The organism is Alteromonas sp. S005 (assembly GCF_036864475.1).
In the GTDB taxonomy this organism is placed as follows: domain Bacteria; phylum Pseudomonadota; class Gammaproteobacteria; order Enterobacterales; family Alteromonadaceae; genus Alteromonas.
This window is the reverse complement of sequence record NZ_JAZETN010000001.1, coordinates 231,712-258,174: the sequence shown is the minus strand read 5'-3', so window position 1 is coordinate 258,174 and position 26,463 is coordinate 231,712. Positions and strand designations below refer to the sequence as shown.

Annotated in this window: 22 protein-coding genes; 15 read left to right on the top strand and 7 right to left on the bottom strand. The window is 45.2% G+C overall.

The window, feature by feature from the left end:
* Positions 1 to 3 precede the first annotated feature (3 nt).
* From V7R55_RS01050 to V7R55_RS01010, 9 genes are all read left to right on the top strand, one after another.
* Positions 4 to 345: a YraN family protein gene (locus V7R55_RS01050; protein WP_334056593.1), complete on the top strand. Its 342-nt coding sequence runs from the start codon at positions 4 to 6 to the stop codon at positions 343 to 345.
* Positions 346 to 521: 176 nt separating this feature from the next.
* A complete protein-coding gene (locus V7R55_RS01045) occupies positions 522 to 1,610 on the top strand; it encodes a glycosyltransferase family 4 protein (RefSeq protein WP_334056591.1) in 1,089 nt (362 codons plus the stop codon).
* A gap of 174 nt (positions 1,611 to 1,784) precedes the next feature.
* Complete coding sequence (locus V7R55_RS01040) at positions 1,785 to 2,381, top strand: phosphoheptose isomerase (RefSeq protein ID WP_118492632.1); 597 nt, start codon at positions 1,785 to 1,787, stop codon at positions 2,379 to 2,381.
* 23 nt (positions 2,382 to 2,404) lie between these two features.
* A complete protein-coding gene (locus tag V7R55_RS01035) occupies positions 2,405 to 2,980 on the top strand; it encodes a BON domain-containing protein (protein ID WP_334057132.1) in 576 nt (191 codons plus the stop codon).
* Between the two features lie 40 nt (positions 2,981 to 3,020).
* Positions 3,021 to 4,382, top strand: coding sequence for an MFS transporter (locus V7R55_RS01030; RefSeq protein ID WP_438823563.1), 1,362 nt, complete (start codon positions 3,021 to 3,023; stop codon positions 4,380 to 4,382).
* Between the two features lie 125 nt (positions 4,383 to 4,507).
* Positions 4,508 to 5,104: a DUF7010 family protein gene (locus V7R55_RS01025; protein WP_334056587.1), complete on the top strand. Its 597-nt coding sequence runs from the start codon at positions 4,508 to 4,510 to the stop codon at positions 5,102 to 5,104.
* Positions 5,105 to 5,131: 27 nt separating this feature from the next.
* Positions 5,132 to 5,461, top strand: a complete 330-nt coding sequence (locus V7R55_RS01020) for a DMT family transporter (RefSeq protein WP_071815800.1) — start codon at positions 5,132 to 5,134, stop codon at positions 5,459 to 5,461.
* Between the two features lie 16 nt (positions 5,462 to 5,477).
* Positions 5,478 to 6,728, top strand: a complete 1,251-nt coding sequence (locus V7R55_RS01015; RefSeq protein ID WP_334056584.1) for a sensor histidine kinase — start codon at positions 5,478 to 5,480, stop codon at positions 6,726 to 6,728.
* The gene (locus tag V7R55_RS01010; protein WP_334056581.1) at positions 6,725 to 7,345 is read left to right on the top strand and encodes a response regulator transcription factor; all 621 of its coding nucleotides are present in this window, start codon (positions 6,725 to 6,727) and stop codon (positions 7,343 to 7,345) included. The genes V7R55_RS01015 and V7R55_RS01010 overlap by 4 nt, the downstream gene beginning before the upstream one ends.
* Positions 7,346 to 7,352: 7 nt before the next feature.
* On the opposite strand, the gene V7R55_RS01005 is transcribed toward V7R55_RS01010, so the two are convergent.
* From V7R55_RS01005 to V7R55_RS00995, 3 genes are all read right to left on the bottom strand, one after another.
* Positions 7,353 to 7,685: a hypothetical protein gene (locus V7R55_RS01005; RefSeq protein WP_334056579.1), complete on the bottom strand. Its 333-nt coding sequence runs from the start codon at positions 7,683 to 7,685 to the stop codon at positions 7,353 to 7,355.
* 48 nt (positions 7,686 to 7,733) lie between these two features.
* Complete coding sequence (locus V7R55_RS01000; RefSeq protein ID WP_334057129.1) at positions 7,734 to 7,964, bottom strand: hypothetical protein; 231 nt, start codon at positions 7,962 to 7,964, stop codon at positions 7,734 to 7,736.
* Between the two features lie 170 nt (positions 7,965 to 8,134).
* Positions 8,135 to 10,399, bottom strand: coding sequence for a TonB-dependent receptor (locus V7R55_RS00995; protein ID WP_334056577.1), 2,265 nt, complete (start codon positions 10,397 to 10,399; stop codon positions 8,135 to 8,137).
* Between the two features lie 779 nt (positions 10,400 to 11,178).
* Between V7R55_RS00995 and V7R55_RS00990 the strand changes: the two genes are divergently transcribed.
* The 6 genes from V7R55_RS00990 (at position 11,179) to V7R55_RS00965 (ending at position 19,860) form a co-directional block, all read left to right on the top strand.
* A complete protein-coding gene (locus tag V7R55_RS00990) occupies positions 11,179 to 11,841 on the top strand; it encodes a GntR family transcriptional regulator (RefSeq protein ID WP_334056576.1) in 663 nt (220 codons plus the stop codon).
* Between the two features lie 65 nt (positions 11,842 to 11,906).
* Positions 11,907 to 12,782, top strand: a complete 876-nt coding sequence (prpB, locus tag V7R55_RS00985) for a methylisocitrate lyase (RefSeq protein ID WP_014950533.1) — start codon at positions 11,907 to 11,909, stop codon at positions 12,780 to 12,782.
* Between the two features lie 233 nt (positions 12,783 to 13,015).
* On the top strand, positions 13,016 to 14,140 hold the full coding sequence (gene prpC / locus V7R55_RS00980) for a bifunctional 2-methylcitrate synthase/citrate synthase (protein WP_334056574.1): 1,125 nt from the start codon (positions 13,016 to 13,018) through the stop codon (positions 14,138 to 14,140).
* 18 nt (positions 14,141 to 14,158) lie between these two features.
* The gene (gene acnD, locus V7R55_RS00975; protein ID WP_334056572.1) at positions 14,159 to 16,750 is read left to right on the top strand and encodes a Fe/S-dependent 2-methylisocitrate dehydratase AcnD; all 2,592 of its coding nucleotides are present in this window, start codon (positions 14,159 to 14,161) and stop codon (positions 16,748 to 16,750) included.
* 551 nt (positions 16,751 to 17,301) lie between these two features.
* Entirely contained in the window at positions 17,302 to 18,483 is a 1,182-nt protein-coding gene (gene prpF, locus V7R55_RS00970) for a 2-methylaconitate cis-trans isomerase PrpF (RefSeq protein WP_334056571.1), read from the top strand.
* 120 nt (positions 18,484 to 18,603) lie between these two features.
* Positions 18,604 to 19,860 carry a response regulator gene (locus V7R55_RS00965; protein WP_334056569.1) on the top strand — a complete coding sequence of 419 codons (1,257 nt, stop codon included), beginning with the start codon at positions 18,604 to 18,606 and terminating at the stop codon, positions 19,858 to 19,860.
* 10 nt (positions 19,861 to 19,870) lie between these two features.
* Here V7R55_RS00965 and V7R55_RS00960 read toward each other — a convergent pair whose 3' ends face one another.
* The 4 genes from V7R55_RS00960 to arcB all read right to left on the bottom strand — a co-directional run bounded on the left by V7R55_RS00960 (position 19,871) and on the right by arcB (position 26,366).
* Entirely contained in the window at positions 19,871 to 21,448 is a 1,578-nt protein-coding gene (locus tag V7R55_RS00960; RefSeq protein WP_334056567.1) for a sodium:solute symporter family transporter, read from the bottom strand.
* Between the two features lie 115 nt (positions 21,449 to 21,563).
* Positions 21,564 to 23,285, bottom strand: coding sequence for a PH domain-containing protein (locus V7R55_RS00955; protein ID WP_334056566.1), 1,722 nt, complete (start codon positions 23,283 to 23,285; stop codon positions 21,564 to 21,566).
* Positions 23,285 to 23,839, bottom strand: coding sequence for a PH domain-containing protein (locus V7R55_RS00950; protein ID WP_334056564.1), 555 nt, complete (start codon positions 23,837 to 23,839; stop codon positions 23,285 to 23,287). Before V7R55_RS00950 ends, V7R55_RS00955 begins: the two co-directional genes overlap by 1 nt.
* A 172-nt stretch (positions 23,840 to 24,011) precedes the next feature.
* On the bottom strand, positions 24,012 to 26,366 hold the full coding sequence (arcB, locus tag V7R55_RS00945) for an aerobic respiration two-component sensor histidine kinase ArcB (RefSeq protein WP_334056563.1): 2,355 nt from the start codon (positions 26,364 to 26,366) through the stop codon (positions 24,012 to 24,014).
* Positions 26,367 to 26,463 lie beyond the last annotated feature (97 nt).

Sequence of the window (26,463 nt, the reverse complement as noted above, 5' to 3'; positions counted from 1 at the left end):
ATTATGTCAACACTGCAAGGGAATGCAGCAGAGGACAAAGCCTGTCAATATCTTGAGGAACAAGGTCTTACGCTTTTGTGTCGAAACTACCGCACGCGACGTGGTGAGTTAGATATTGTAATGCAAGACGGCAATACCATTGTGTGTATTGAAGTCAAATACCGGAAGCAGAATCGTTTTGGCAGTGCAATAGAATTTGTAACGGCTAAAAAGCTAAACCGAATTCATGCTGCGTTTGGTTTCTATTTGTTAGATAATAGCCTGAATCCAGCATCTACGCCTTTACGGATAGACGTTATTGCCATAGAAGGAAGCAAGCTTCAGTGGCTAAAAAACGTTGGATAGAGGCTTACGACATATAGCTTTACGGTTAATGTTTGCTTAAATGGAAGAATATAAGTGTTGGATGTGAGCGTGTTCAATAATAAATGGCAAGGTCTTTAAGTAAGAGCTATTCCATTTTTTCTTAGTTTTACAAGCTTTCTTCTATTTGTCGAAAGTGCCTTAGGTTCCTACAAATAATGAGTCACCCCAACAACAAGATGTCGCCCTGTAACCTTGATAACCAAGAAATAGAATTAATAGTTGGTAACTCCAGTGCCAACTTTTCTGGTGTAACGTCTACCATGCTACAAGTGACATCGATACAAAGAAACTTGATTAATTTACGGATCATGGGTAAACATTTTGTCTCAGATCCTTCGATGACAATAACATTCTGGGAAGTCGTTAAAATGTGTCGACGCCCGCTTAGCAATGGTAAGTGGCGTATTTTTCACGCTCGTCGCGTTGATGAAATGATCCAGGGAATAATCCTGAAATACGTGTTCCGCGCAAAAATAAAGCTCGTATTTAGCTCGGCGGCTCAGCGAAAACGTTCTGCTTCCACGGTGTGGTTAAGCAATAGGATGGACGCAATTATTGCGATGAGTAACCGTTCCGCACAGTACTTAGACAAACCGCCTGCCAAAATTAATCTCCACGGTGTGCAGATTGACAAATACACGCCAGCAGAAAACAAGCAAAAAGCTTGGCAGTCACTCGGTTACGGTGGAAAATACGGAATAGGAATTTTAGGTAGAGTAAGAGAGCAAAAAGGCGTTCACCTTTTTGTGGAGGCCTGCATCAAAATATTACCTAAATACCCTAATGTAAATGCTGTGGTGGTGGGTGCTATTTCTTCAAGCAATCAAACGTTTGTGAATCAGCTTAAAGAAAAAGTGTCTGAAGCAGGTCTAACTGACCGCATCGTTTTCACGGGTGAGTTGCCCTTTGAACAGATTCCAAGCATATTCAGTGCATTATCTCTAGTAAGTGCACTTAGCGACAACGAAGGTTTTGGTTTAACCGTACCTGAAGCCATGAGCGCAGGTGCGGCTGTACTAGCAACACAAGCGGGCGCATGGGAAGATATCGTTAGACCAGGTATTGACGGGTATATAGTACCTATCAAAGACCAGCAAGCTGTCATAGAAAAGATGGATTTACTTCTGTCAGATATGGACAAGCTTGCAGAAATGGGCAAAGCCGGACGCGAACACATAGTAAAAAATTTCAAGGTTGAAGATGAAGCAAAAAACTTAGTTGAGTTCTTTCGCTCGCTTCAATAAATAATACCTTGGCATTGCAGTAAAGGTTAATGCCACCTGGTATTTAATATTATTAATGCAAAGTATAAGAAAATATTTCTCAGATACTGATCATTGCGCTTAGCCGTGCGTTGTAACTTAGTGCTACAACCACTAAAAAAGATCAGTAGGCAGTTAAAAACAAAGAGATGGCAGATGATTGAACAGATAAAAGCGAACTTTACCGAGAGCATTCAAACAAAAATTGCAGCATCGGAAATATTGCCGGAATATATTGAAAAAGCGGCGTACATGATGGTCGAAGCTTTAATAAGAGGCAATAAAGTACTGAGCTGTGGTAATGGTGGCTCTGCAGGCGATGCACAGCACTTTTCATCAGAAATGTTAAACCGATACGAACGCGACCGCCCTAGCCTGCCTGCGATTGCACTGAGCACAGACACGTCGACCATTACGTCTATCGCTAATGACTACAGCTACGACGAAATATTTGCCAAACAGGTACGTGCATTAGGCCAGCCTGGCGACATACTTCTCGCTATTTCCACTAGCGGCAATTCACGTAATGTTATCGCAGCAATGGAAGCTGCACTGTCGCGCGATATGACTATTGTCGCGCTTACCGGTAAAGACGGCGGCGAAATGGCTGGTTTTTTGAGTGAGCATGATGTAGAAATTCGCGTTCCATCTAACCGCACAGCGCGTATTCAGGAAGTACACCTGCTAGTGATCCACAACCTGTGTGAGTGCATTGACGACAGCTTATTCCCTGCAGATCATGGCGACGACTGATTAAATTAACTATGAATAAAAAAATCAAGAACTTAGGGCTACTGGGCTCTGTATTAGCGCTGATTTTAATATTACAAGGTTGTGTAGTGGCTGTTGGCGCAGCGGGCGCAATGGCAGCAAAGGTCGCAAATGACCGACGCACCGTGGGTACTCAACTTGACGATCAAAATGCCGATGCAGCGGTCTCTTATCAGTGGTCGAAAAGTGACGCACTTAAAGAGCAGACTAACCTTCAGATCGATGTTTATAACGGTGTTGCGTTGCTCACCGGCCAAGCCCCCAATCAAGGTCTTGTAGACGAGGCCGTTAGCCGTGCTCAGGAAGTTGGCTACATTAAAAAAATTCACAACCAAATACGCATTGGCGAACCGATAGGTGCTGGCACACAAGCCAACGACCTGTGGCTTGCGTCAAAAGTACGCACCAAGATAGTCGCTGATGAGCGCGTTCCTGCTCTTCAGGTTAAAGTGGTTGTGCAAGACTCAGAGGTATTCTTAATGGGTCGTTTAACTAACCTTGAAGCCACTGCCGCTGTAGATATTGCTCGCAATATCACGGGTGTAGCGCGCGTAGTTAGAGCCTTTGAAATTGTACAATAGAGAGTTTGCCACTGCCCTTTTGGTAGCAGGGGCACTCTTTATGGAAATTTTGGACGCCACGGTAATTACCACCGCGCTCCCTGTTATTGCTGCTGACTTTAACGTGCCGGCAGCTCACCTTTCTATCGGCGTGTCGGCTTATTTGGTAGCCGTTACGCTCTTTATCCCTTTAAGCGGCTACGCTGCTGACAAGTTTGGTGCTCAAACTATATTTATAGCGGCGATTGCCGTTTTCACTTTCGCCTCGGTCCTGTGCGGCTTAAGTACCAGCTTATTCGAATTTACCTTATCTCGCATTCTGCAAGGTTTAGGCGGCGCTATGATGGTGCCGGTTGGAAGATTAGTGGTATTGCGGGATTTACCCAAAGAAAAACTAGTAAAAACCGTAGCCATTATCACTTGGCCTGCATTAAGTGCACCGCTATTAGGCCCAGTGCTTGGGGGCTACATAGCAACCCACTTTAGCTGGCAGTGGATTTTTTATATGAATATCCCGCTAGGCCTTATCGCAATCACCGCTTCTCTTTACCTCTTAAGAAATACCAAAGGCGATGTGGGTAAATTCGACGTCAAAGGTTTTCTTCTTACCGGCGTCGGCTTTGCGCTATTTATGGCTGGCATTGAGTTTCTTGCCAGCACAAGCGATAAACTGCTTCAGTCACTCGGCGTCATTGCCATTGGCATAGTACTCATGGCTTTCGCAATACGGCATGTTAAAAAAGCTAAAAACCCATTATTTTCCTTTGATGCCATGCAGCATAAAACTTTCAGACTTTCGGTTTACGGCGGCTCTGTTGTGCGAGTGGCACTAGGAAGCGCGCCTTTTCTTGTACCGCTTATGCTGCAGCTAGGGCTAGGTTACTCGCCTGTAGAGGCTGGTTCCCTTTTGCTGTGGCTTTTTGCTGGAAACTTGGCGATAAAGCCCGCAACAACGTGGATCATGAATACATTTGGTTTCAAACGCGTACTTGTAGTGAACGGCGTGCTCATCGCTCTTGGTTTTGTCGCGCTAGCTATGATAAATCACACCACGTCGTCGTTTACCATTGCCGCTATATTGTTTGCTAACGGCATGACTCGCTCAATGCACTTAACGTTAATAAATACTATTGCTTTTGCCGACGTACCGCCTAATAAAATGCGAGATGCAAATACGCTAGGCGCTATTCTAATGCAGATGAATCGCGGCCTTGGTATTACCTTATCAGCGCTTGCAATTGCTGCTGCAGCCTTCATTCTTGGACAAAGCCCCGACACGCCAAATCTACAAACCTTCACCTTATCCATGATATTTATGGGGGCTTTGGCGCTAGTGAGTATTTACGACAGTTTAATGCTTTCGAAAGAAGATGGTGACTCTGTGTTAAACAAGCGCAAAGCGAAAAAAGCGCGACAAAGCTAGCCCAAACCCATAGTTCGTAAATCTGGTGACAAATGTCACATGCTATTGATGACGTTTGTGACTAACGCAATCTGATATACTTTTACATACTTTACCTATCGACGTTACAACATTAGGTAAAGCACATGGAACATATATTAAACCACGCTTCTACAACCAGTATTCAGAATTCCCCTCTTTCACTAGAACAACAGCGCGAAGACTTCAAAAAGAAAAGGTTTATTGCAATGCCGCTTGCAGGCACCCTTGTTTGGGCCTTACTTGGTATGAGTGCTCCTTTTGTATCTGAGCTCACTATTACCTGGATGCTTTATATCGGTACAGGGGCAATTTTCTACCTAGGCGCTGGCTTGTCTTACCTTACTGGTGAAAGGTTCTTTGCGAAAAGCGCAGTAAAGAACAGCTTCGACCGCCTTTTCTTTGTTGGTATGTTTATGAGTCTACTGGTCTTTGCCATCGCCCTTCCGGTTGCCGCCATTGACCACACAACTGTGCCGTTAAGTATTGGCATTCTTGCTGGACTAATGTGGATGCCTTTATCGTGGGCTATAGAGCATTGGGTTGGCTATTTCCACACTATCGCAAGAACCTTCGGCATTGTTGTAGCTTGGTATCTGTTTCCGGAGGCACAAGTAGAAGCAATTTCGGCGGTAATTGTCGCTGTTTACATTGTGTCGCTCATCACTCTTGAACGCCGTTTTCAAACAATCAACTCTCACTAATTTCACTTTAACAAGAAGGAACATACGATGACTTACTTACTTTTAGCGGTTGCAATTATCACCGAAGTCACAGCTACCATGCTGCTTAAAATGTCAAACGGTTGGGAAAAATGGGCATTTGGGTACGGCGCAATATTTTTCTATACCGTGTCAGGGATGCTGTTTGCCATGGTCCTAAAAAACATGGGAATTGGCGTTGCTTATGCAATATGGTCAGGTATGGGTATCGCGCTAATCACCGCTGCTTCGGTGGTGTTTTGGAAACAAACTTTCGACATTTATGCAGTGCTGGGTATTATGTTGATAATCTCAGGCACTTTGCTTATCACTAGCAAGTCTGCCGTTGTATTTCAGTAAGGACGAAGTACTCACTATGCGCAGCCATAACAGCACGCAAAATAACGTCGACGCAGTACCTGCAAGGCATTCAGGTGAAGGTACTGCGAAGATAAGTAAATCTACAAACCACGTAGATGAGAAAGATGCTGCGCCGGTTATGCCGCTGTTGGGCAGCGGGCGCAAAAAACGTTGGTCTCACGGGAGCTTGTTTTTTTCGCTATTCTTTTTTGTTCCCCTTATAATTTCCCGCCCTCTTCCCATCGAGGTATGGGTAATTCAAAGCTTGGGATACCTTAGCTTTATTGTTTTGTACATCAAAGCGATAAGTCAGCCTGTCAAAGCTCTGCCTTCCTATTTATTATCTATGTTTTTACTTTCTGTAGCCTGCAGTTTCCAAAATCCAGGAGGCGCAACCATTATCGGCTTTATTGCGTTTATCGTTGGCTATTACAATTCGATCAAAACAGGGTTAACGAGCATAAGTATAATGATGATTGTGCTCTTAACACTAAACATTACGATGTTTGAAAACGCGCATTTTCTCTTAGGCGCATCAATAATTAACAGTTTAGTATTGTTCGGTTTCGGTGTCATGGAGCGCAAAGAAACCCTTCATGGCCTAAAAGAAAGCCAGCAGGCTGAAGCCTTACGAGTATTATCCGCGATAGCTGAACGAGAACGTATTGGCAGAGACCTACATGACGTTGCAGGTCACGCACTAAGCTCAATTTCGTTAAAAGCCCAACTGGCTGATAAGCTTATTAGTAAGGATAAAATTGATGATGCCCACAGGGAAGTAAAAGCGTTGGCCCAACTTTCTCAAGCATTGTTAAGCGATATTCGTCAGGCGGTATCAGATATCAAACAACTTTCCCTTGCCGATGAAATAGCGAAAGATAAAGCACTGCTCGAAGAAAACGGCTTTAAGGTTTTAACCACTATTGATGACAGCGCTTTGATGCTGCTGACTTCAAAACAAGAACGCCAGCTTGCGCTAATAGTAAAAGAACTAACCACAAATACGTTGCGCTATTCAAAAGGAAAGGCGGTATCACTTTACCTTGAACTTGACCATAACGTTAGTCCGCAAACGTTGTTCATGGCCTACCAAGATGACGGTATAGTTGAGGATAGTGGCTCAATTAAGGAAGGAAACGGATTAATGGGCATTAGAGAACGTGCGGCGTCTATAAATGCAGATGTGAGCATTTTATTTCATCCCCACCCTGCTGTAAGCGTGAAGCTTATTTTAGATAACCCTTCGCCTGAAAAGGTAGCGCTATGAATTTAAAAGCGAAAACGACCATCTTAATTGTTGAAGACCAGTCGCTTATTCGAGATGCCATAGCCATGCTTCTGTCATTGGAGGACGATCTAGCCATCGCAGCCAAATGCAGTAATGGACAAGAAGCGATTGAATATCTAAGAGAGTACCCTGCGCCAAGTATTATCTTAAGTGATATTGAAATGCCGCTGGTCACAGGCCTAGATTTAGCCGCCCACGTAACAGAGCAATGCCTTAGTACCAAAGTAGTTCTAATGACTACATTTTCAAAACCAGGTTATATCAAGCGCGCCTTAAGCTTAGGGGTTAAGGGATTTATTTTAAAAGAATCTGATAGCGACTATTTGATAGATGCCATACATAAAGTATCTGAAGGGGAGAAAGTGATTTCGACCGAGCTTGCTATCATGGCCCTTGACGACAACAATCCGCTTTCCAAGAAAGAAATGGCGGCACTCAAGCTTGCGTCCGACGGACTCAAGACCCAAGACATTGCGCAGTCGCTGTTTTTATCAGAAGGTACAGTAAGAAACTATCTTTCAGAAGCGATCTCGAAGCTTGATGCGACGAACCGAGTTGACGCAGCGCGCATTGCGAAGCAAAAAGGCTGGCTTTAGCAGCAACTTAAAACCATGTGGAAGCAATTGTTGTCGAGGTAGGTATGCTTAGCTTTTCAGACAAATCAGCAAGCACACGCTCTGGCCCGTAGATAGAACCTTGCTGTTTTGCAGTCCAAACGCAGGTTACGATACTTATGCCCTTACGTAATTCACACTGCCACTTAGGCGTGGTTTCAGCGAGTCGTTCATAGTCATCCTCGATTTCCCAACCGGCATCAACATGATCAACAATAAGTTGTTCAAATTTAGTAAATGGAACAGGCTGAATGATTACCCATTCGTTTTTACTAAACTTTTTTTCTAACCGCGATTTTTTGAAATTAGTAAAAAAACCCACGATCCATCTCCGTATGATTGAAAGGCTCAGCGTTCAGCAAAAGCATTTCTAATATTTCGATACCGTTCCCATAATTTGCCCTGAAGGAGTCGGACAAGAACAAGACGTCCCAACCATTTCACCGTTTGACGTGGGGCATACACCGTACTCGCCATTACCACCGTAGCGGCACTGATTACCAAACTCGGGGTTAGCCGTTGTAACTCTCTCGCCTTTAGCGGAGTTACTATCTTCATCATCGGGTAGGTACACAGTGTAAGTGCAAGCAGACAGAAACATGGAAGCCACAAGTATACCTAATCCACAAAATATCTTTACCGTCATAAATAATGTCATCCATGTACTGAACAGTTTTAAAACTATGCTAATAATTAAGATAACACAAGAAAAAATAAGCAAAAAAAAGCCAGTCGCAAGACTGGCTTTTTAATTATAATTCGTTGTAGATATTAGAATTCAGTTGAGAACCTAACTCCAAACTCGCTCGCATCATTGCTTAGAATTTGCAGGATGTAGTCACCCGTGTTCAGGCGCGCATTGTCGTAACGCTCATCGAAAATGTTGCGACCGTAAAGGGCTACGGTGTAAGCATCATTCGCTGGCGTATAAGCAATGTCAAAGTTTACCAGCTCACGGCTATCAAGCTCAGTCATACGCTCAGGAGCAGACGTCGGCTCGCCATACATTTCTGCGCGGTACGAGTAATCAGCACGTACGCGAATTGAGTCACCACCATCTAGCTCGAAGGTATATTGCGGGCCAATCGCTAATGTAAGATCAGGAGTCAGTGGTGCAACAGGGTTGAAACCGTCTTGCTCCTCAACATCAACATCCATATAACCAATGCTGGTCATCATGCTGAAGTTGCCGTAGGTAAATGTAGCGTCAGCTTCAACACCACGAGAAGTTTGTTCAACAACAAGGTTTGCAGTGTCGAAACCACCTTCGCTCACGCGACTTACTTGGTAAGGTAGGTCTTCAAACTCAGTGTTAAATACGGCAACACTGATATCGAAGTAATCATTCACACGACCTTTGATACCCACTTCATAGTTAGTCGCAGTAATGTTGTCAGACGCTGTAAAACAGTTATCTGCACGAACGGCTGCCTGTGCACCTTCGATATCGTCAAAGCCACCTGCGCCAAAGAACTGACCGATAAGGCAGTATGGACGCGCAGGGAACTGACCCGACTGATAGCCAGACTGAATAGTCGCATAACCTGTCATGCCGTTTTCAAATGTGTAGTTGGTCGCTAGTTCCCACGTTACTTCATCCCAGTCATTTGAATCAAAAATTGTTCCAAGTGCTGAGAATACGTTTGCAGACGCATCTTTTTCATCTTTGGTGTAACGAAGACCACCAGAAACACTTAGCTCATCATTAATATCGTGACGTACGTTTACGTATGCCGCTTTTGATGTAGTTTCTTGGTCAAGTTGAAGTAAGTTTGGACCACCGTCGAAGTTAGAGTCGTCACCTTGGCGGTTGCTACCTTCTTCGTTGAAGTAATAAAGGCCTGCAACAAAGTCAGTGTACTCGTTGATGTAACCGTTAAGCTGAAGTTCAATCGAAGTTTGATCGGCTTCACCGCGCTCAGGGAATTGGTCAAGTGAGAAGACCGTACCGTCATCGTCAAGACCTGCTTTGTACTTAGATGTACGCTGGCTTGCAACAACCTTTGCAGTGTAGTCTTCGTTGATGTCCCACTCTGTAGTCAATGAAAGGCCGCGGGCTTCGTTAGACACACCAGTTACCGCTTCAGTACCTGTTGCGTTATCGTAACGGTCGGCGCCTTCAGGAATAACATCTGAGTTACGAAGCTCTACGCCAAGACCATTACCGCCACCGAAGTAGCGTGCTGAGCCCACTTCGTCGATAAGTACCGTATACGGACGCAAGCCGCCGTCACCATTGTTCGCATCTGCAGTTAATACCATACGGAAGTCATTTGAAGGCTCCCATTTAACAGAGATACGACCGGAGATGTCTTCGGTCTCGCCAACATCGTATTCAGCGTTTGGTACATTAATAAATTCGCCTAGACCGTCGCGCTTGTTAAACGATAGGTTCATGTTGAACGCAAGTTCGTCTGACAAACCATGGTTAACAAAAAGGTCTGCTTTAACCCGACCGCGTGTACCAAATTCAGTATTGATTTTAGTTACATCGCCTTGGTCTGGCTCTTTTGTGATGATGTTAATTGCACCACCAATTGAGTTACGACCGTATAGCGTACCTTGTGGACCGCGAAGCACTTCGATACGCTCGATGTTATTTAGGCTCCAGTTTTGACCAACTTGGCGGCCTAGGTATACACCATCAACGTAAACGCTTACGCCTGGATCAGTCGTGATTAGGTGATCTTGAAGACCGATACCACGAATAAATGGGTTTACAGAAGATGTGTGACCAGCAGAAAAACCTGTTACGTTTAGGTTTGGTACGAACTTACCAACGTCTGTTAGGTCTGTTATACCTTGGTCAGCTAGCTTATCACCGTCAAAGGCGCTAATAGCAATCGGTACTTCATAAATAACTTGAGGGCGTTTTGTCGCGGTAACGGTAATGGCTTCAAACTTTTGTTCTTCAGTTGCTTCAGCTTCTTGAGCAACGGCAATGTTTGAAAGAGCTGGAACGGTCATCGCTACTGCTAGTGCGACAGGTGAAAGCTTACTGGCAAGTGTCATAGACACGTCAGTATTGGATTTCATGGTGTAACCCCTTTTGCGTGAGTGTTAGGTATTAATTTGTTGTTATAGGCTGCTTCAAATTCTTCTTCGGAATTTTGAAAGACTAAACTCACTGACTCAAGAAGCGCACACGATCTTGTGCTAAGACTGGATTACAGACAATAAAAAAGTAAGTCGCAATAAAATATTACAAACTTACTTTCAATAAAACTTTGCCTTAAAAGTAGAGTCTACTTTTCCAGTCCTCTGAAATGCAGTATTAGAATTTAGGCTTGAAGACTGGAACGATATGTTACCGTTAGATTGCTATCCTGCAAAGTGAAATATTACACTTTTGCTAAAATAAGATTCCAAAATTAGACTAATTGGTTAGGCAAACCATCAAAAGCCAAATTTTTTTAACAAAACTACAAAAAATTTAAACATCAGATAGATAGCGAACTTTTTCCACTTTAAAAAAACACCCTTGGAATTTAATTAAAACCTAGACCAAAAGGACAAATTTCAACCACAACATGAGCTCTCGATATTGGTTCTATATCCTAACCTTTAACCAAGAAGCACGCTTGTAAGATTACCTTCAAATTACGTTAAGCGGCATAAGGCTGCTCACGCGTTGCTCTAACGCTAGTTTTTTCGAGTTTCCCATTACCTCGCTAAGACCAAACGAACAAAACCATTGATTATTACTATAAGACCAAAATCTTACCTTTGTTGTCGACAATTAAGCGTCCAATAGGTTGAAAAAGCCTGTAAATAGGCATATATTGTCGACATTAATCAAATTGAGACCGAGTATTGTGTTAGTAAAAAGCGAACAAGCCATAACCAACGCTGACCGTACTTTCTTTCAATTAAGAAAGGATATTGTTGAAGGCATCATTCCCGCTGGCAGTAAGCTGAGTGAAATGGAATTGTCAACAAAATATGAAGTCAGTCGCGCTGTTATTCGTGAAGCCATAAACCGTCTTGCGACCTGTCACCTAGTGGAACGTAAAGCCAACGTAGGTGCCCGTGTGGTTGCGCTGTCCCCCGAAGGACTTATTCAGCTATACCAAGTACGTGAAGCGTTAGAAGGTATGGCAGCACGCTTGGCCGCACGTTATATGAGCGATGAAGAGATTGCTGATATGCAGGCATTGCTAGATAGCCACTTCGATAAAGTAAAAGGCGGTCAAAGCTATTATCAAGAAGCTGGCGATGTAGACTTTCACTACCGAATTGTAACCGGCAGTAAAAATGATCATTTAATCAGTGTGCTTGTAGACGGGCTGTATCACCTAGTGCGCATGTATCGCGTACAGCTCGGTATGGCAGGCCCGCGCGTTAGCACTGCATTTGATGAGCACAGACACATCGTTAACGCTATTGCCAATCGCGACGAAGAACTGGCTGAAATGCTAATGCGCCGCCACATTCTTTATTCAAAAAATAATATTGAGAAGAAGCTTAATCATGGTTAACACCACAAAGTTTTCTTCTTACCCAATTCACCTCTACCCTACTTTCAAATAAGCGAGTGATTATCATGAGTGCAGGAAAGAAATTCAGAACCGCGTTAGAGAACAATAAACCGCTACAAATTGTAGGCACCATTAATGCCTACACCGCCATGATGGCAAAGGCCATTGGCCACCAAGCTATCTATCTTTCGGGTGGCGGCGTAGCCAATGCATCATACGGCCTACCCGATTTGGGCATGACTTCACTTAATGACGTAATTGCAGACGTGCAACGCATAACAAGCGCGTGCGATCTTCCGCTAATGGTAGACATCGACACCGGTTGGGGCGGAGCATTTAACATTGCCAAAACTATTCGCGACATGGAAAAAGCAGGCGCGGCGGCAGTTCATATGGAAGACCAGGTTGCGCAAAAGCGCTGTGGTCACCGTCCTAACAAAGAAATTGTTAGCACAGAAGAAATGGTAGACCGCATAAAAGCTGCAGTTGACGCCAGAACTGACCCAGACTTTTTCATTATGGCGCGCACCGACGCGTTCGCACAAGAAGGTTTAGACAAAGCTATTGAACGTGCAAAAGCCTATGTTGCAGCAGGTGCTGACGGTATTTTTGCCGAAGCAGTGCAAACCGAAGAACATTACCGTGCATTTGCTGAAGCGCTAGACGTTCCGATCCTTGCCAATATCACTGAGTTCGGCAAAACCGAACTATGGAATAAAGAAGAGCTTGGTGAATGGGGTGCCGACATGGTGCTTTACCCACTAAGTGCATTCCGTGCGATGAATAAAGCAGCAGAAATGGTTTACAAATCTATACTTGAAAACGGCGACCAAAAAGCCGTTGTCGACAGCATGCAGACACGCATGGAACTGTACGATTATCTTGGCTACCACGAGTACGAACAAAAGTTAGATGCCCTATTCGCAGAAGGCAAAAATTAGTAAATAAATTCAGCTTGAAGTTTGCGGGCACGAAGATGTAGGGGTGAAGTACAGCTCCCTGCCCCTTTGAGGCATGGATGCCGAGACGGAGCCCCCATGGATGGGTTCACGGCGTGGCAGGGGGCTGTGCTTTGCCCCTGCAGCCAATGTGCCCGCCAACTTCAAGCGTCCAAATTACTCACTATTGTCAATTAAAAGTACCTTACAAATTATACAAGACCGGAGACAACAAGATGGCTAAACAGTTAAGTGGCGCGGGTTTACGCGGCCAAGTTGCAGGTAAAACAGCATTATCAACCGTAGGTAAATCAGGTTCTGGTTTAACGTATCGTGGCTACGACGTAAAAGACTTAGCGCAAAACTGTCAATTTGAAGAAGTAGCGTACCTTATTCTTAAGGGCAAGCTACCTAACCAGTCTGAGCTAGACGCTTATAAAACAAAACTTCGCGGCATGCGCGGCCTTCCAACAGCACTTAAAGAAGTGCTAGAGCGCATTCCGAAAAATGCCCACCCAATGGACGTACTTCGCACGGGTTGTTCAATGCTAGGTAACCTTGAAATGGAAACCAGCTTCGATGAGCAACAAGACGTGACAGACCGTATGTTGGCATGTTTCCCTAGCATCATTTGTTACTGGTACCGCTTCTCGCACGATGGCGTGCGCGTAGATGTAGAGACCGATGACGATTCAATTGGTGGTCACTTCCTTCACATGCTTCACGGCGAAAAGCCACGTGAACTGCACGAGCAAGTCATGCATGTATCGCTAATTCTGTATGCAGAGCATGAATTTAACGCCTCTACTTTTACGGCGCGTGTTTGTGCGTCAACCCTATCTGATATGCATTCTTGCGTAACCGGTGCTATCGGCTCACTGCGCGGCCCGCTTCACGGTGGTGCTAATGAAGCCGCCATGGAAATGATTGAAGGCTTTACGTCTGCCGATGACGCTGAAGAAAAAATGATGGGCATGCTTGAGCGCAAAGAGAAGATCATGGGCTTTGGTCACGCGATTTACTCAGACTCTGACCCGCGTAATGAAATTATTAAGCAATGGTCTGAAAAGCTAGCTGCCGATGTGGGCGACGACGTGCTATATCCTGTGTCAGTTCGCTGTGAAGAAGTGATGTGGCGCGAGAAGAAGCTTTTCTGTAACGCTGATTTCTTCCATGCCTCTGCGTATAACTTTATGGGTATCCCTACGCCGTTGTTCACACCAATCTTCGTAATGTCACGCCTAACCGGTTGGGCGGCACACGTTATGGAACAGCGCGCTGACAACCGCATTATTCGTCCGTCAGCAGAATACACAGGCGAAGAACTTCGCCCAGTGCCTGCTATCAGCGAACGCGCTTAAGATTAAGGTTGGGGTTTTATGAATATTGATTACCGTAAACCGCTTCCTAACGCGGGTATCGACTTTTTCGATACCCGTGAAGCGGTAGATGCTATTGAGCCTGGCGCCTACGCTAAGCTGCCTTACACATCGCGTGTATTGGCTGAAAACTTAGTGCGCAAATGCGCACCTGAGATGCTAACCGATTCGCTTAAACAGCTTATCTATCGCAAGCGCGACTTGGACTTTCCGTGGTTTCCTGCTCGCGTTGTGTGTCACGATATCCTGGGGCAAACGGCTCTTGTCGATTTAGCTGGTCTTCGCGATGCAATTGCTGCTAAAGGCGGCGACCCAGCTAAAGTAAACCCGGTCGTGCCAACCCAGCTGATTGTGGATCACTCGTTAGCGGTAGAGCACGCTGGTTTTGAAAAAGACGCGTTTGAGAAAAACCGTGCTATTGAAGACAGACGCAACGACGACCGTTTCCACTTTATTAACTGGACTAAAACCGCGTTTAAAAACGTAGATGTTATCCCTCCGGGTAACGGCATTATGCACCAAATAAACTTGGAGCGTATGTCACCCGTTATTCAAGCTCGCGATGGCGTAGCCTTCCCTGACACGCTAGTAGGTACCGACAGCCATACGCCGCATGTTGATGCACTTGGTGTAATTGCCGTGGGTGTGGGCGGTCTTGAAGCGGAAAGCGTTATGCTGGGCCGTGCGTCTTACATGCGTCTGCCAGACATTGTAGGTGTTGAACTTACCGGCAAACCACAGCCAGGCATTACCGCGACCGATATTGTATTAGCGTTAACTGAGTTCTTGCGTAAAGAGCGTGTGGTATCTGCATATCTTGAATTCTTCGGTGAAGGTGCGTCGCACCTAACGCTGGGCGACCGTGCTACCATTTCGAACATGACACCGGAATACGGCGCCACTGCAGCCATGTTCTACATTGACCAGCAAACTATTGATTACTTGCGCCTAACAGGGCGTGAAGAAAAGCAAATTGCACTAGTTGAGCAATATGCTAAGCACACAGGCTTATGGGCTGATGATTTAGAAACTGCCGAGTATGAGCGGGTGCTTACGTTCGACCTTTCTGCTGTTGGCCGTAATATGGCTGGCCCTTCTAACCCTCATGCACGTTTACCTACCAGCGATTTGGAAAGTCGCGGCATTGCTGCGAAATGGGATGAAGAAGAAGGCAAAATGCCAGATGGCGCGGTTATTATCGCGGCTATCACCAGCTGTACTAATACATCGAACCCACGCAATGTAATTGCTGCGGGTTTACTTGCACGCAATGCCAACGAACGCGGTTTAACCCGCAAACCTTGGGTTAAAAGCTCGCTAGCGCCTGGCTCTAAAGCCGTTAAGTTGTACCTTGAAGAAGCTAACCTGATGAGCGAGTTGGAAGATTTAGGCTTTGGCGTTGTAGCATTTGCCTGTACTACCTGTAACGGCATGAGCGGCGCGTTAGACCCTAAAATTCAGCAAGAGATCATCGACCGCGACCTCTACTCAACAGCGGTATTATCTGGTAACCGTAACTTCGACGGCCGTATTCACCCTTACGCAAAGCAAGCATTCCTAGCATCGCCGCCACTAGTAGTAGCGTACGCTATTGCCGGTACCATTCGCTTTGATATTGAAAAAGATGTACTGGGCACGGACAAAGACGGTAACCCGGTAACGCTTAAAGACATTTGGCCAAGTGACGAAGAAATTGATGCTATTGTAGCGAAGTCGGTGAAGCCAGAGCACTTCAGAAAAGTGTATGAGCCAATGTTCGACTTAAGCGTGGACTACGGCAAAGACATTAACCCGCTTTATGACTGGCGTGAAATGAGCACTTACATTCGTCGCCCGCCTTACTGGGAAGGCGCAATGGATGCCGAGCGCACCATGAAAGGTATGCGTCCGCTTGCTATTTTAGGAGATAACATCACCACCGATCACTTATCGCCGTCTAATGCTATCTTAGCGAGCAGTGCAGCCGGTGAATACCTTCACAAAATGGGCTTACCGGAAGAAGACTTTAACTCGTACGCCACGCATCGTGGTGACCACTTAACCGCACAGCGCGCTACCCTTGCGAACCCGAAAGTGTTCAACGAGATGGTGCTAGAGAACGGTGAAGTGAAGCAAGGTTCTCTTGCGCGCGTTGAGCCTGAAGGCCAAGTAATGCGCATGTGGGAGGCCATTGAAACCTACATGAACCGCAGACAGCCGCTGATAATAGTTGCTGGCGCTGATTATGGTCAGGGTTCATCACGTGACTGGGCAGCTAAGGGCGTACGCCTTGCCGGCGTTGAAGTGATTGTAGCTGAAGGTTTTGAGCGTATTCACCGTACCAACCTTATTGGTATGGGCGTACTACCGCTTGAGTTCAAGCCGGGCACAACGCGTAAAACCCTTGAGCTAGATGGCACAGAAACTTACGATGTGAGCGGCGAACCGTCACCAGGTGCAACGCTAACACTGGTAGTGAACCGTCAAAACGGTGAACAGCTAGAAGTACCAGTAACCTGCCGCCTAGATACCGCAGAAGAAGTCTCTATTTACAGCGCCGGCGGCGTATTACAGCGTTTCGCTAAAGACTTCTTGGAAGCTGAAGCTAGCTAAATACGTAGAACGAACTTTTGGTGGGAGGAAGTGAATCAGTTGCAGGGCACGCCGTGAATACGTCCTTGTAGGCTCCCAACTCGCATCCTTGCGAGTTGAAGGCCCTGCAACTAATCCACCGCCTCCTCTGAAGTTCGGCCAATGTTACATCGGTTAGTTTTTGCTGAGAGAGAAAGAGCGTTTACAGGACTTACAGTCAATTCGTACCTGTACGCTCACAACTATCATCCTTGCTAGTAGAGGGCCCTAAAAATAACTTACCTCTCCTCTTAGAAAAGTGTTTCTTACTTTTGGATGGAAGTTGTTTGTGATTTGAAACCTTCTAGCCACATGGTTTCGGCTGGGGAGCGCACTCGGATGTGTTCACAGTGTGTTTCAAATCGCAACCAATTTAGACTCTATCAAAACAAGAAGTTTTTTAATTTAAGAGGGCGTTGATGCGCCGTTGAAACATTCGGGGCGCATGGACGCGCCCCGAGAGCCTACAGGGATGTATTCACGGCGTGTTTCAACGGTGCATCAACGCTCTTATACCGAAGAAAGGAAAAAACATGACAAAGTATGCGCCACAACTTCGAGTACCGGCTACCTACATGCGTGGCGGAACCAGTAAGGGTGTGTTTTTCAATTTAACCGATTTGCCAGAAGCTGCGCAGAAGCCTGGCCCAGCGCGTAATGCATTGTTGTTGCGTGTTATTGGCAGCCCCGATCCTTACGGAAAACAAACTGACGGCATGGGCGGTGCGACTTCAAGTACTAGTAAAACCGTGATTTTGAGTAAAAGTGAGCGTGAAGGCTACGATGTCGATTACTTGTTTGGACAAGTAGCTATCGAAAAACCTTTTGTCGACTGGAGCGGTAACTGCGGAAACCTAACCGCGGCCGTTGGTGCGTTCGCCATTAGCAACGGGCTAGTCGACAAAAACAAAATTCCAGAAAACGGTGTTGCCACCGTCAATATCTGGCAAGCCAATATCAGTAAAGCCATTATCGCAAAAGTGCCTGTGACCAATGGTGAAGTACAGGAAACTGGCGACTTTGAACTTGATGGCGTTACCTTTCCTGCAGCGGAAGTAGAAGTGGCATTTGTTGACCCAGCGGACGGTGAAGGGGCTATCTTCCCCACAGGGCGCTTAGTCGACACGCTGGAAGTCCCGAGCGTAGGCTCTCTTCAGGCGACCATGATAAACGCGGGTATTCCAACTATTTTCATCAACGCCGAAGATATTGGTTACACGGGTACTGAGCTGCAAGACGACATTAACAGCGATGCTGAAGCTTTAGCGAAATTTGAAGCTATTCGTGCCTACGGCGCAGTCCAAATGGGTTTGATTCAGGATGTAAGCGAAGCGGCAAATCGCCAGCATACTCCAAAGGTTGCATTCGTTGCCCCGCCAACAGGTTACAAAGCCTCTAGCGGCAAAGACGTACTTGGTTCAGATATTGATGTGTTAGTACGAGCGCTATCCATGGGAAAACTTCACCATGCAATGATGGGCACAGCAGCAGTAGCTATTGCCGCCGCTGCTGCCATTCCAGGAACGTTGGTGAATATAGCTGCGGGAGGCGAAGACAGAGAATCAGTAACATTTGGGCACCCATCCGGAACGCTTCGAGTCGGAGCAAAAGCCAACTTTGAAAACGATAAGTGGAAAATTGAGCAAGCCGTGATGAGCAGAAGCGCACGGGTCTTAATGGAAGGTAATGTTCGTGTTCCACCTGAACAACTCTGATCAAGCCTACAGTATATAAGGCACGCCTTATTTAGACATAAGTCTAAAAAGCCCTCTCATTGAGGGCTTTTTCCTTTGCAGTTGGTTATTATCAATAGATAAGTATTCAGAGTAATTCGCATGTATAAAGTTCTTGTAGTAGAAGACAGCATAACTGTCCGTAAGATCGTAAATAAGCTTATTGAGGATAACCCTCACTTTACCTGTGATCTATGTGAGGACTTAGCCGAAGCGCAAAGTGCGCTAGAGAGCGACAACGAATATTTAGCCGCAATTGTTGATTTAAACCTTCCGGATGCTCCCAATGGCGAAAGCGTTGAACTAGCGCTTTCATACAACGTTCCTACTATCGTGCTAACCGGCAATTTTGACGAATTCACGCGTGCCCAATTACTCGACCAAGGTGTACTCGATTACATTACGAAAGAGTCTCGTTACTCCTATCTACAAGTTTCTAAATTAGTGGATCGCTTAAGAAAAAACCTAACCACAAAAGTACTTGTTGTAGAAGACTCTAAAACCAGTCGAAATCATATTTGCTCATTACTTCGCAAGTTTCAGTTTCAAGTACATGAGGCCACCGACGGTTTAGAAGCACTTGATTTACTTGAAAAGCATCGCGATATAAAAATGGTGATAGCAGATCATAGAATGCCCAATATGGATGGCTATGAGCTCGTTAAAGCGATTCGCCACGAAAGACGGATGCAGGATTTAGTCTTTATTGGACTTTCTGCCACTGGTGACAGCGTGCTTACCTCTAAATTTATTAAAAGCGGCGCTAATGACTTTTTGTCTAAGCCGTTTTATCACGAGGAATTTTACTGCCGAGTAATGCAAAACCTTGAGTCACAGGAAATGATTCAAACCATTCGAGATTCGGCGAACTTAGACGCGTTGACGAAAGTGTATAATCGACGTTTTCTACATGAAAAAGCCGAAGAGTTGTTCGCCAACAGTACGTCTAGAAAAGACGTGATTGTATCTATGATTGATGCCGACAACTTCAAAAGCGTGAACGATACGTATGGTCACAAAACTGGTGATATGTTGTTGCAGGAATTCGCTGCGCTAATGAAAGATTACTTCCCTGACGACTTAATTGTGCGCTACGGCGGCGAAGAATTTACCGTAGTATCGGTAAGGCCTCCCAAAGTGTATCTATCAGCGCTTTCTGCATTTATGGATGCCGTTCGCACTACGCTGTTTACCAGCCACAAATTTAACATTACGTGCAGTATTGGCGTCAGTACCGAAGAGCACAAATGTTTAGAGTCGCAGCTAGAAAAAGCTGACGCGCGCTTATATGAAGCTAAACATGCTGGTAAAGATCAGATTATTCTGAGGGACTCAGTTTTAAGCAAGGTAGAAGCTTAAAACTCTGATGCTATTGCAGCCAACCGGGTAACAAATAGCAAAATACCACTAACAAGCAAAAGTAACTTACCAACAGCACGGCAATAGTCCTGTCTGTAAGTACACTAACAGCACCCTCTCGGTTGGAGGCAATAGTATTTGCCTCGCCGCTTGGAACAAGTATCGAAAGAATAACCGCGGGTAACACTGTTCCCAAAAAACCTGTTACGTTCCACCAAAACCAAAATACGTCATCGACAAAAAATGCGAAGGTTAGGTTGGTTGAAACGCCACACAAAAGGCCAAGGTTGACGTGCTTGGCACCTACATTTTTCGTTAAAATGCCAAGTAAAAAAACAGCTAAAACAGGGCCAAAAAAGACAGAGCCTACCTTGTTCACCGCTTCTATTACGGTAGGCGCTATATCGCCGGCATTGAGTGAAAGCAACATAATGACCACGCCCCATATCAACCCAGCGAATTTAGCGCTGCGTAAATAGCCTTCGGGCTTGACTTGTTTTCCCTTCAACTTGAAATAATCTTCCAATGACACAGCCGCAAGGGAATTGATGGCAGAACTTAACGACGACATTGCTGCAGCAAGAATTGCAACAACAAGCAACCCTATTAGGCCGTGAGGCAGGTAATTGAGAATAAACACCGGCATTAACCAGTCTGGATTATCTTTCGGAATTTGGGATAGCAAATCGGCATCGTTAAACGCCAATGTTCCAATTACTAAGCCTGCCAAACAATAAAGCAGCGTAATCGGAAATCTAAATATACCGTTGGCCAGCATCATCTTTTTTAAATCGCCTTCCGATTTCGCTGACAAGGCACGCTGCGCTTCAGATTGATCGCACCCATAGTAAGAGGCATAAAGGATCACACCTCCCAACACCATGGGGAAAAAACCAAAACCGTCACCATCAAAACCCAGTGATGAGAAATTGATAGTTGATACACGCTCATTAGGGAGTAGTTGCATAAAGGCATCCCAGCCGCCCAGTGCATTAAGGCCAAACGCAATGCATATTGCAGTGCCCACGACAATAATCACCATTTGAACGGCGTCACCGTATACCACAGCTTTCATGCCGCCCTGCAAGGAATACAAAAGCGTAATAACACCAATCAGCAATATCGCCTGCGTGGCTGAAACTTGCATGGTTCCCTGCAAAATAATTGACAAGGCGTACACCATTATCCCGGTGGCGAACGCTCTACTGAATTGAAATACAATACTAATGAAAATACGCGTAGAGTTAGAGAAGCGGCGTTCAAGATAGTCGTATATGCTTACTACGCCGCTTCGATACAGGGTGGGTAATACAGTGGTAGCGAGCAGCAGCATCGCCAAAGGCACAGCAAGTTCGTATGACAGCCAAATCAGCCCCCCACCCTCGCGAAACCCAACAAATGCAGGTGCCGAAATAAAACTAACAGCTGAAAGTTGAGTCGCCATAATGGACAGCAACAGCGGCTTCCAACTTAAGCCTCTGCCTGCTAAAAAATAGTCTTTCTTTGACTGCTGTCCTCGCAGACTAAAGCCAATGATTAGCAAAGCAATGAGGTAAATAGCAATGACACTGTAATCAAGAATATCCATATAAGCGCAAGTTTGTGTGACTTGATACCTACCTTTACACAAACTCACGCTATTTGCATAAAAAAACAGCGAATAAAAACAGTGAACAAAAGATATCCCTATCAAGTGCCTTATATTACATCCAAGACCTTCTGGTTGACTCCACTTCAAACAACACACTATCTGCTAGTTTTTCTACGTATTCCTCGGGTAAAAACGGCACAGTTACCGCACCTGAAGCCAGCACAAATTTTATTGTGGCGAGCTTATTACGCTTCATAAATACGCTTTGCTTAATAATTACTTGCTGTACTTTATATGGCTCGAAACATTGATAGTCGACACCTATTCGGCCTCGTCTTATGTAAACGTACTTATTATCGTAGGCTATACCCCACCGCCACCACCTGAGTGTTAGCAACATCGCTAATGCCAAAAAGACAGCGAGGGCACCAAGCATAATGTCAACGTGAGACGTAACGGCGCCAACAGTGAAAAAGATGGCAGATGGCACTGCCCATGCAGCGAGTAACCAAAAGCTTATAAAGCGTTTGCTGATAACTTGATAAGGCTGGCCGCGTAAGTCGCAACCTGGCATAACCTCTTGGCTTAGGTTAAAGGCTTCGTTTTCAGTTACCGATGGCACAATGAGCTTATTTGGCGACATCAGTTCTTGCATTTGCTGCCCAGCGGTAGAGTTTTGCTCAAAATACAAATTGACCCGCTTTAGTATTTTATCCAGCCAGTCTTGCTTCGCCGTAATCATTTGGATGCGTGATGCTCGCATGCTAACTTCCAGCTTATTGAGCAAGCCGCTACGGCGGATATAGCGGTCTCCTGTTCTTGAAAGCGTATAGCCGTAAAACGTGAATAGCGCGCCACCAACACTCAGCAGTGCCACCAACGCCATAAGCATCATGAGAATGACAAAGGCATATAATCCAAATTGCCACCAAGCAACCGTTTGTTCACCAACTAATTGATTTAGCTGTAAACCTTTATCAGCCAGCCACTCTGAAACTACGCCAAACACATCGTCGTAAAATGGTGCTGCAGCACCTAATATAATCCACACGCGATTATTGGTAATGCCATGAATAATAATGTCTTTCACAGAACGGCGGTTTAGCACTTCTTCACTTGTACTGGAGTTATATTGCGCTCTAGCGCCAGAGCTTTGTGTTCGCGAAGACGAACTCTGTCCATCCGCCAATTCTCCATCACAGAAGTCCTCGCTTGATAGCTCATCTTTATCGCCCACGTCGTGATGCGCTTTTTCATACAACACCTGTTTTTTTAGCGCTTCGGCATAGACTTCCGGCACAGCCACTATTTTTGCTTCTTCTTTACCGCTCCCTGCCGTATCAAGTACCACCAACGCATACCCAAACGGACGATAATAAAAAGGACGCTCTATTTTTACGTTTTGAATACGCCACAAAGGCAGGTTGGTATAGCGACGTTGAAACACGCCGTGGTGAATCTCGACGTGCTGGTTGTGCACGCGAAACTTGTACATTAAAAAGCTTATTAGACCGCTACTACTGGTAGATAGAAAAAGGATCCCGGCACCGATTAGCACTTCAGGCGACAGCAGGTTATCCCAAATATTAAACGATATGGCTAAAGCGGGAATGGTGTAGATAAGCACTTGTGCCGAGGCGGAAAAATTACGAATGGTAAAGTACAAAATAGAAATGATAGAAAGGCGTTGCCACTCTCCGCCGGTTTCTACTTTTAGCTGTGGCTCTGCAGCCTCCGTTTCCTGAGTGTGAGGCAACACATCTAGATTGTCCTCACAGTCACCTGCTCTAGCAACATCAGGCGTCTGGTTTGAAAACGATTCAGGCGCGGTCATTAGCGAGCACCAATATCTTTGTGAGCAAGTATAAACTCACGTAATTGCTCAGCCCTTTCAATACTTAACCCAGGTATTTCAAAGGTATGCATTTCACCACCAGCCGAGAACACCTGAAGAGAGGCGAGGCCCGCCCACCTGTCTAGCGGCCCACGGTTAACCTCAACGTGCTGAACACGCAATATAGGCTGACACGAAAGCTTTCTAAAAATGAGTCCTGACTGTTTGCTGATGTCTTGCTCTCGTATTGCGTAGAATATGCGTACATCGGCAAAAAAGTGATACAGGGCCCACACACTCGCTAATGCGACTATACCTGCAACCACATAAGGGTATGCATTGAGTAGGTTTTCGGGTAATGACCAAAATCCTTGAAACCTTATCCCTGTAACAACACCCACGACTATCAAGGCTATCAAACCAATTGCGAACATGTTGAGCACTCGATATTTCTTAGATATAGGCAACAAGGTGAGTTTTTTAAGGGCGGGGATAGCCTCAACACTTAGCTGTGTGTTTGAAAATACCGAATCTTGTTGTGCGCTTGTGGTCATTACCATAATTCCTTTTATCACTATATAAATAAGATAAGCCTGCCGCTTTTTTTAGTGTGGCTTGGCTACTTAGCATCACCGCACCCAACGTTTACTCAACCGAAGCTTTTATAACAAAAAAGAGGGCAAGCCCTCTTTTTGACATTAAAAATTAAAGAGCACGTTGCGCTGACTAGTCATCAACCTGTTGCTCGTTAAGCCAATCGTGCAGCGCTTTCATATCGTGCTGAACCGCCATCTGTAGCTCTTCTACCCAATCGTGTACATTCTCCCACCAAGTAGGATGATCACCTTGTTGGATTTGATTGGCGATACGCTGTACGCGGGCTAGACCAACAGAACCAGCGGCACCTTTAATTTTATGCGCCTGAGAACATACTTCCGACTTTTCATCGGCACTTAGGCTTAGCTGCAGTATTTCCATGTATTCGGGCATTTTTTCTTGAAATACTTTAACACTAGCCCGCACCATTTCATCCCCTATGGTATCCACTAACATCTGCAACAAGTCCATATCTAAAATGTTACTTAATGTTTTGTTGGGTTCAGGACGCTCTACCTCTCCGTCGACTTCAAGCGGCGCTGGTGGTGCGTGGAACAGCTCATTGAACACTTCAATAACGCGAGACTTCTTGATAGGTTTGGCAATCACATCATCCATACCGTTTTCTAAGTATTCATCACGCTTTTTAATCACGTTTGCCGTAAGCGCGACAATGGGCGTTTGCATGACCAAGTCTTCTTCAATAATAGTACTTGCTACATCAAACCCCGTCATATCAGGAAGCTGTATATCTAGCAGAATAAGGTCGTATTGGTTTTCCCTGACTTTATCGATAGCTTCTTGCCCCGTCATTGCCACATCAACTTTCTGACCCAGCTTCTCAAGCAAAGCTTTGGCCACCATAACGTTCAGTTCAATATCTTCAACAAGTAATATATTAAGCCCTGTCACTTGAAGCTGTGCGACTTTCATTGGGCTGTTAGAGATTTGAACCGGCAGTACAATTTCAAAACGAGTGCCTTTACCCACGTTACTAGAGACGTGAATTTCACCTTTCATCAGGTCGACCATTTGCTTACAAATAGCCAAACCGATACCTGTGCCTGTTGCCGATTGGTGATCGGGATGATCGACCTGGTAATACATAGCAAAAATCTTATCAATTTCACTTTCAGGAATGCCCACGCCGGTATCTTCAATAATAAAGGTAACGTACGCTTTATCGCCATCCGGTTTAGTTGACGACACAGACAGGCTCACGTGCCCCTTTTGTGTGAACTTCACCGCATTAAACAAGATATTCCACAAAATTTGGCGAAGACGGGTACCGTCAATTTCCACTAAACGGGGCAATGGTTCGTTGATAGTGGTTTTTAGTTCAAGCTGTTTATCTGCTGCTAGCAGTCGAATAATACTGCTTAATTCTTCTGTGAAATCTTTTAGCGAAATCGTTTTAAGGCTTAGTTCAAGTTTATCTCTGTCTAATTTGTCGAGATCAATAATATCGTTAAATATATTACCTAATGTGATAGCGCTAGCGTAAATAGTACTTACCCAACTGAACTGTTCGTCGCTTAACTCGGTGTCCCGTAGCATACGACTTAAGCCCACTATACCGTTTAATGGTGTTCGAAGTTCATGGCTGATAGTAGCGATAAAGCGCGTCTTATCGGTACTTGCTTTTGCCGCAGCATTTTCCGCTTGTTTGCGCTCTGTCATATCACGACCGAATGACAACAGACCTAAACGATTCCCCTCTTTGTCGAAGAAAGGTACGCGTTTCATTTCGAAGTAACGGCGACGCCCATCGGCAAAGCGAAGCCAAAGCTCTTCAGTAATACTTGCATTGGTTTCCAGTACTTCGTGGTCACTTGCCACGATTTGGCGGGCTAGTTCTTCTTCGTAAACATCTTCTGGCGTTAACCCGAGCAACTCCTGCTCGGTCTTTCCGGTCATTAGCTCGGCAATGCGGTTACAGCCTGCAAATCTGCCTTCTTCATTACGGTAGTAAATCAAGTCTGGCGAGGCATCGATAATGGAGCGCAGGAGTGTGGACAAACGTCGCGCTTGGGCTTCTTGCTCAGATTTATCCTGAATTTCCTTCTCTAAATCCTTAAACAGTGCCTCTCGCTCTTCTTGCGCCTGTTTACGCTGCTCTATTTCGTGATTTAGCTGCCTTATATTACTTTGAAGCTCTCGATTAAGAAATACGTCTTCTTCCCTTAAGCTCTCAAGTTGGCTAACTACCTCTTTCAAGTTGGTACGTGAATTCTCTAGTTGTTTGATTAATTCACTAAAAAAGTAAAGCACCCATGGGGCCGATAACATGGTAAGGATAACGGCACTTATGAAGTCGTCTGGCTGTACTTGGCTTCCCATACTTACGCGTATAACGTAAGAACCGCCTAGCGTGAACACAAGTGAAAGAACAACAAATAAAATGCTGAGCTTTAGAGTGCCAAAACGTTGGACAAATTGGGCAAAGCGAATTGCCCAAGAATCGTTTGGTGAATCTGAATGCATGTACGTCTTATCTAAACTTATTTTGCTTGTATCCTATCAGGCTTTAATCACTTCGGGAATGCGGTTTATTAAAGCAGAGCGATGACCCTACTATAGG

What these genes read in the sequence shown, in the direction of transcription:
- V7R55_RS01025 (WP_334056587.1), top strand. Translation starts at nt 4,508, where the DNA reads ATGGAACATATATTAAACCACGCTTCTACAACCAGTATTCAGAATTCC.
- V7R55_RS00950 (WP_334056564.1), bottom strand. Translation starts at nt 23,839, where the DNA reads ATGACCACAAGCGCACAACAAGATTCGGTATTTTCAAACACACAGCTA.
- prpB (WP_014950533.1), top strand. Translation starts at nt 11,907, where the DNA reads ATGAGTGCAGGAAAGAAATTCAGAACCGCGTTAGAGAACAATAAACCG.
- V7R55_RS00960 (WP_334056567.1), bottom strand. Translation starts at nt 21,448, where the DNA reads ATGGATATTCTTGATTACAGTGTCATTGCTATTTACCTCATTGCTTTG.
- V7R55_RS01050 (WP_334056593.1), top strand. Translation starts at nt 4, where the DNA reads ATGTCAACACTGCAAGGGAATGCAGCAGAGGACAAAGCCTGTCAATAT.
- V7R55_RS00955 (WP_334056566.1), bottom strand. Translation starts at nt 23,285, where the DNA reads ATGACCGCGCCTGAATCGTTTTCAAACCAGACGCCTGATGTTGCTAGA.
- V7R55_RS01040 (WP_118492632.1), top strand. Translation starts at nt 1,785, where the DNA reads ATGATTGAACAGATAAAAGCGAACTTTACCGAGAGCATTCAAACAAAA.
- V7R55_RS01000 (WP_334057129.1), bottom strand. Translation starts at nt 7,964, where the DNA reads ATGTTTCTGTCTGCTTGCACTTACACTGTGTACCTACCCGATGATGAA.
- V7R55_RS00995 (WP_334056577.1), bottom strand. Translation starts at nt 10,399, where the DNA reads ATGAAATCCAATACTGACGTGTCTATGACACTTGCCAGTAAGCTTTCA.
- V7R55_RS00965 (WP_334056569.1), top strand. Translation starts at nt 18,604, where the DNA reads ATGTATAAAGTTCTTGTAGTAGAAGACAGCATAACTGTCCGTAAGATC.
- acnD (WP_334056572.1), top strand. Translation starts at nt 14,159, where the DNA reads ATGAATATTGATTACCGTAAACCGCTTCCTAACGCGGGTATCGACTTT.
- arcB (WP_334056563.1), bottom strand. Translation starts at nt 26,366, where the DNA reads ATGCATTCAGATTCACCAAACGATTCTTGGGCAATTCGCTTTGCCCAA.
- prpC (WP_334056574.1), top strand. Translation starts at nt 13,016, where the DNA reads ATGGCTAAACAGTTAAGTGGCGCGGGTTTACGCGGCCAAGTTGCAGGT.
- V7R55_RS01045 (WP_334056591.1), top strand. Translation starts at nt 522, where the DNA reads ATGAGTCACCCCAACAACAAGATGTCGCCCTGTAACCTTGATAACCAA.
- V7R55_RS01020 (WP_071815800.1), top strand. Translation starts at nt 5,132, where the DNA reads ATGACTTACTTACTTTTAGCGGTTGCAATTATCACCGAAGTCACAGCT.
- V7R55_RS01010 (WP_334056581.1), top strand. Translation starts at nt 6,725, where the DNA reads ATGAATTTAAAAGCGAAAACGACCATCTTAATTGTTGAAGACCAGTCG.
- V7R55_RS01015 (WP_334056584.1), top strand. Translation starts at nt 5,478, where the DNA reads ATGCGCAGCCATAACAGCACGCAAAATAACGTCGACGCAGTACCTGCA.
- prpF (WP_334056571.1), top strand. Translation starts at nt 17,302, where the DNA reads ATGACAAAGTATGCGCCACAACTTCGAGTACCGGCTACCTACATGCGT.
- V7R55_RS01030 (WP_438823563.1), top strand. Translation starts at nt 3,021, where the DNA reads ATGGAAATTTTGGACGCCACGGTAATTACCACCGCGCTCCCTGTTATT.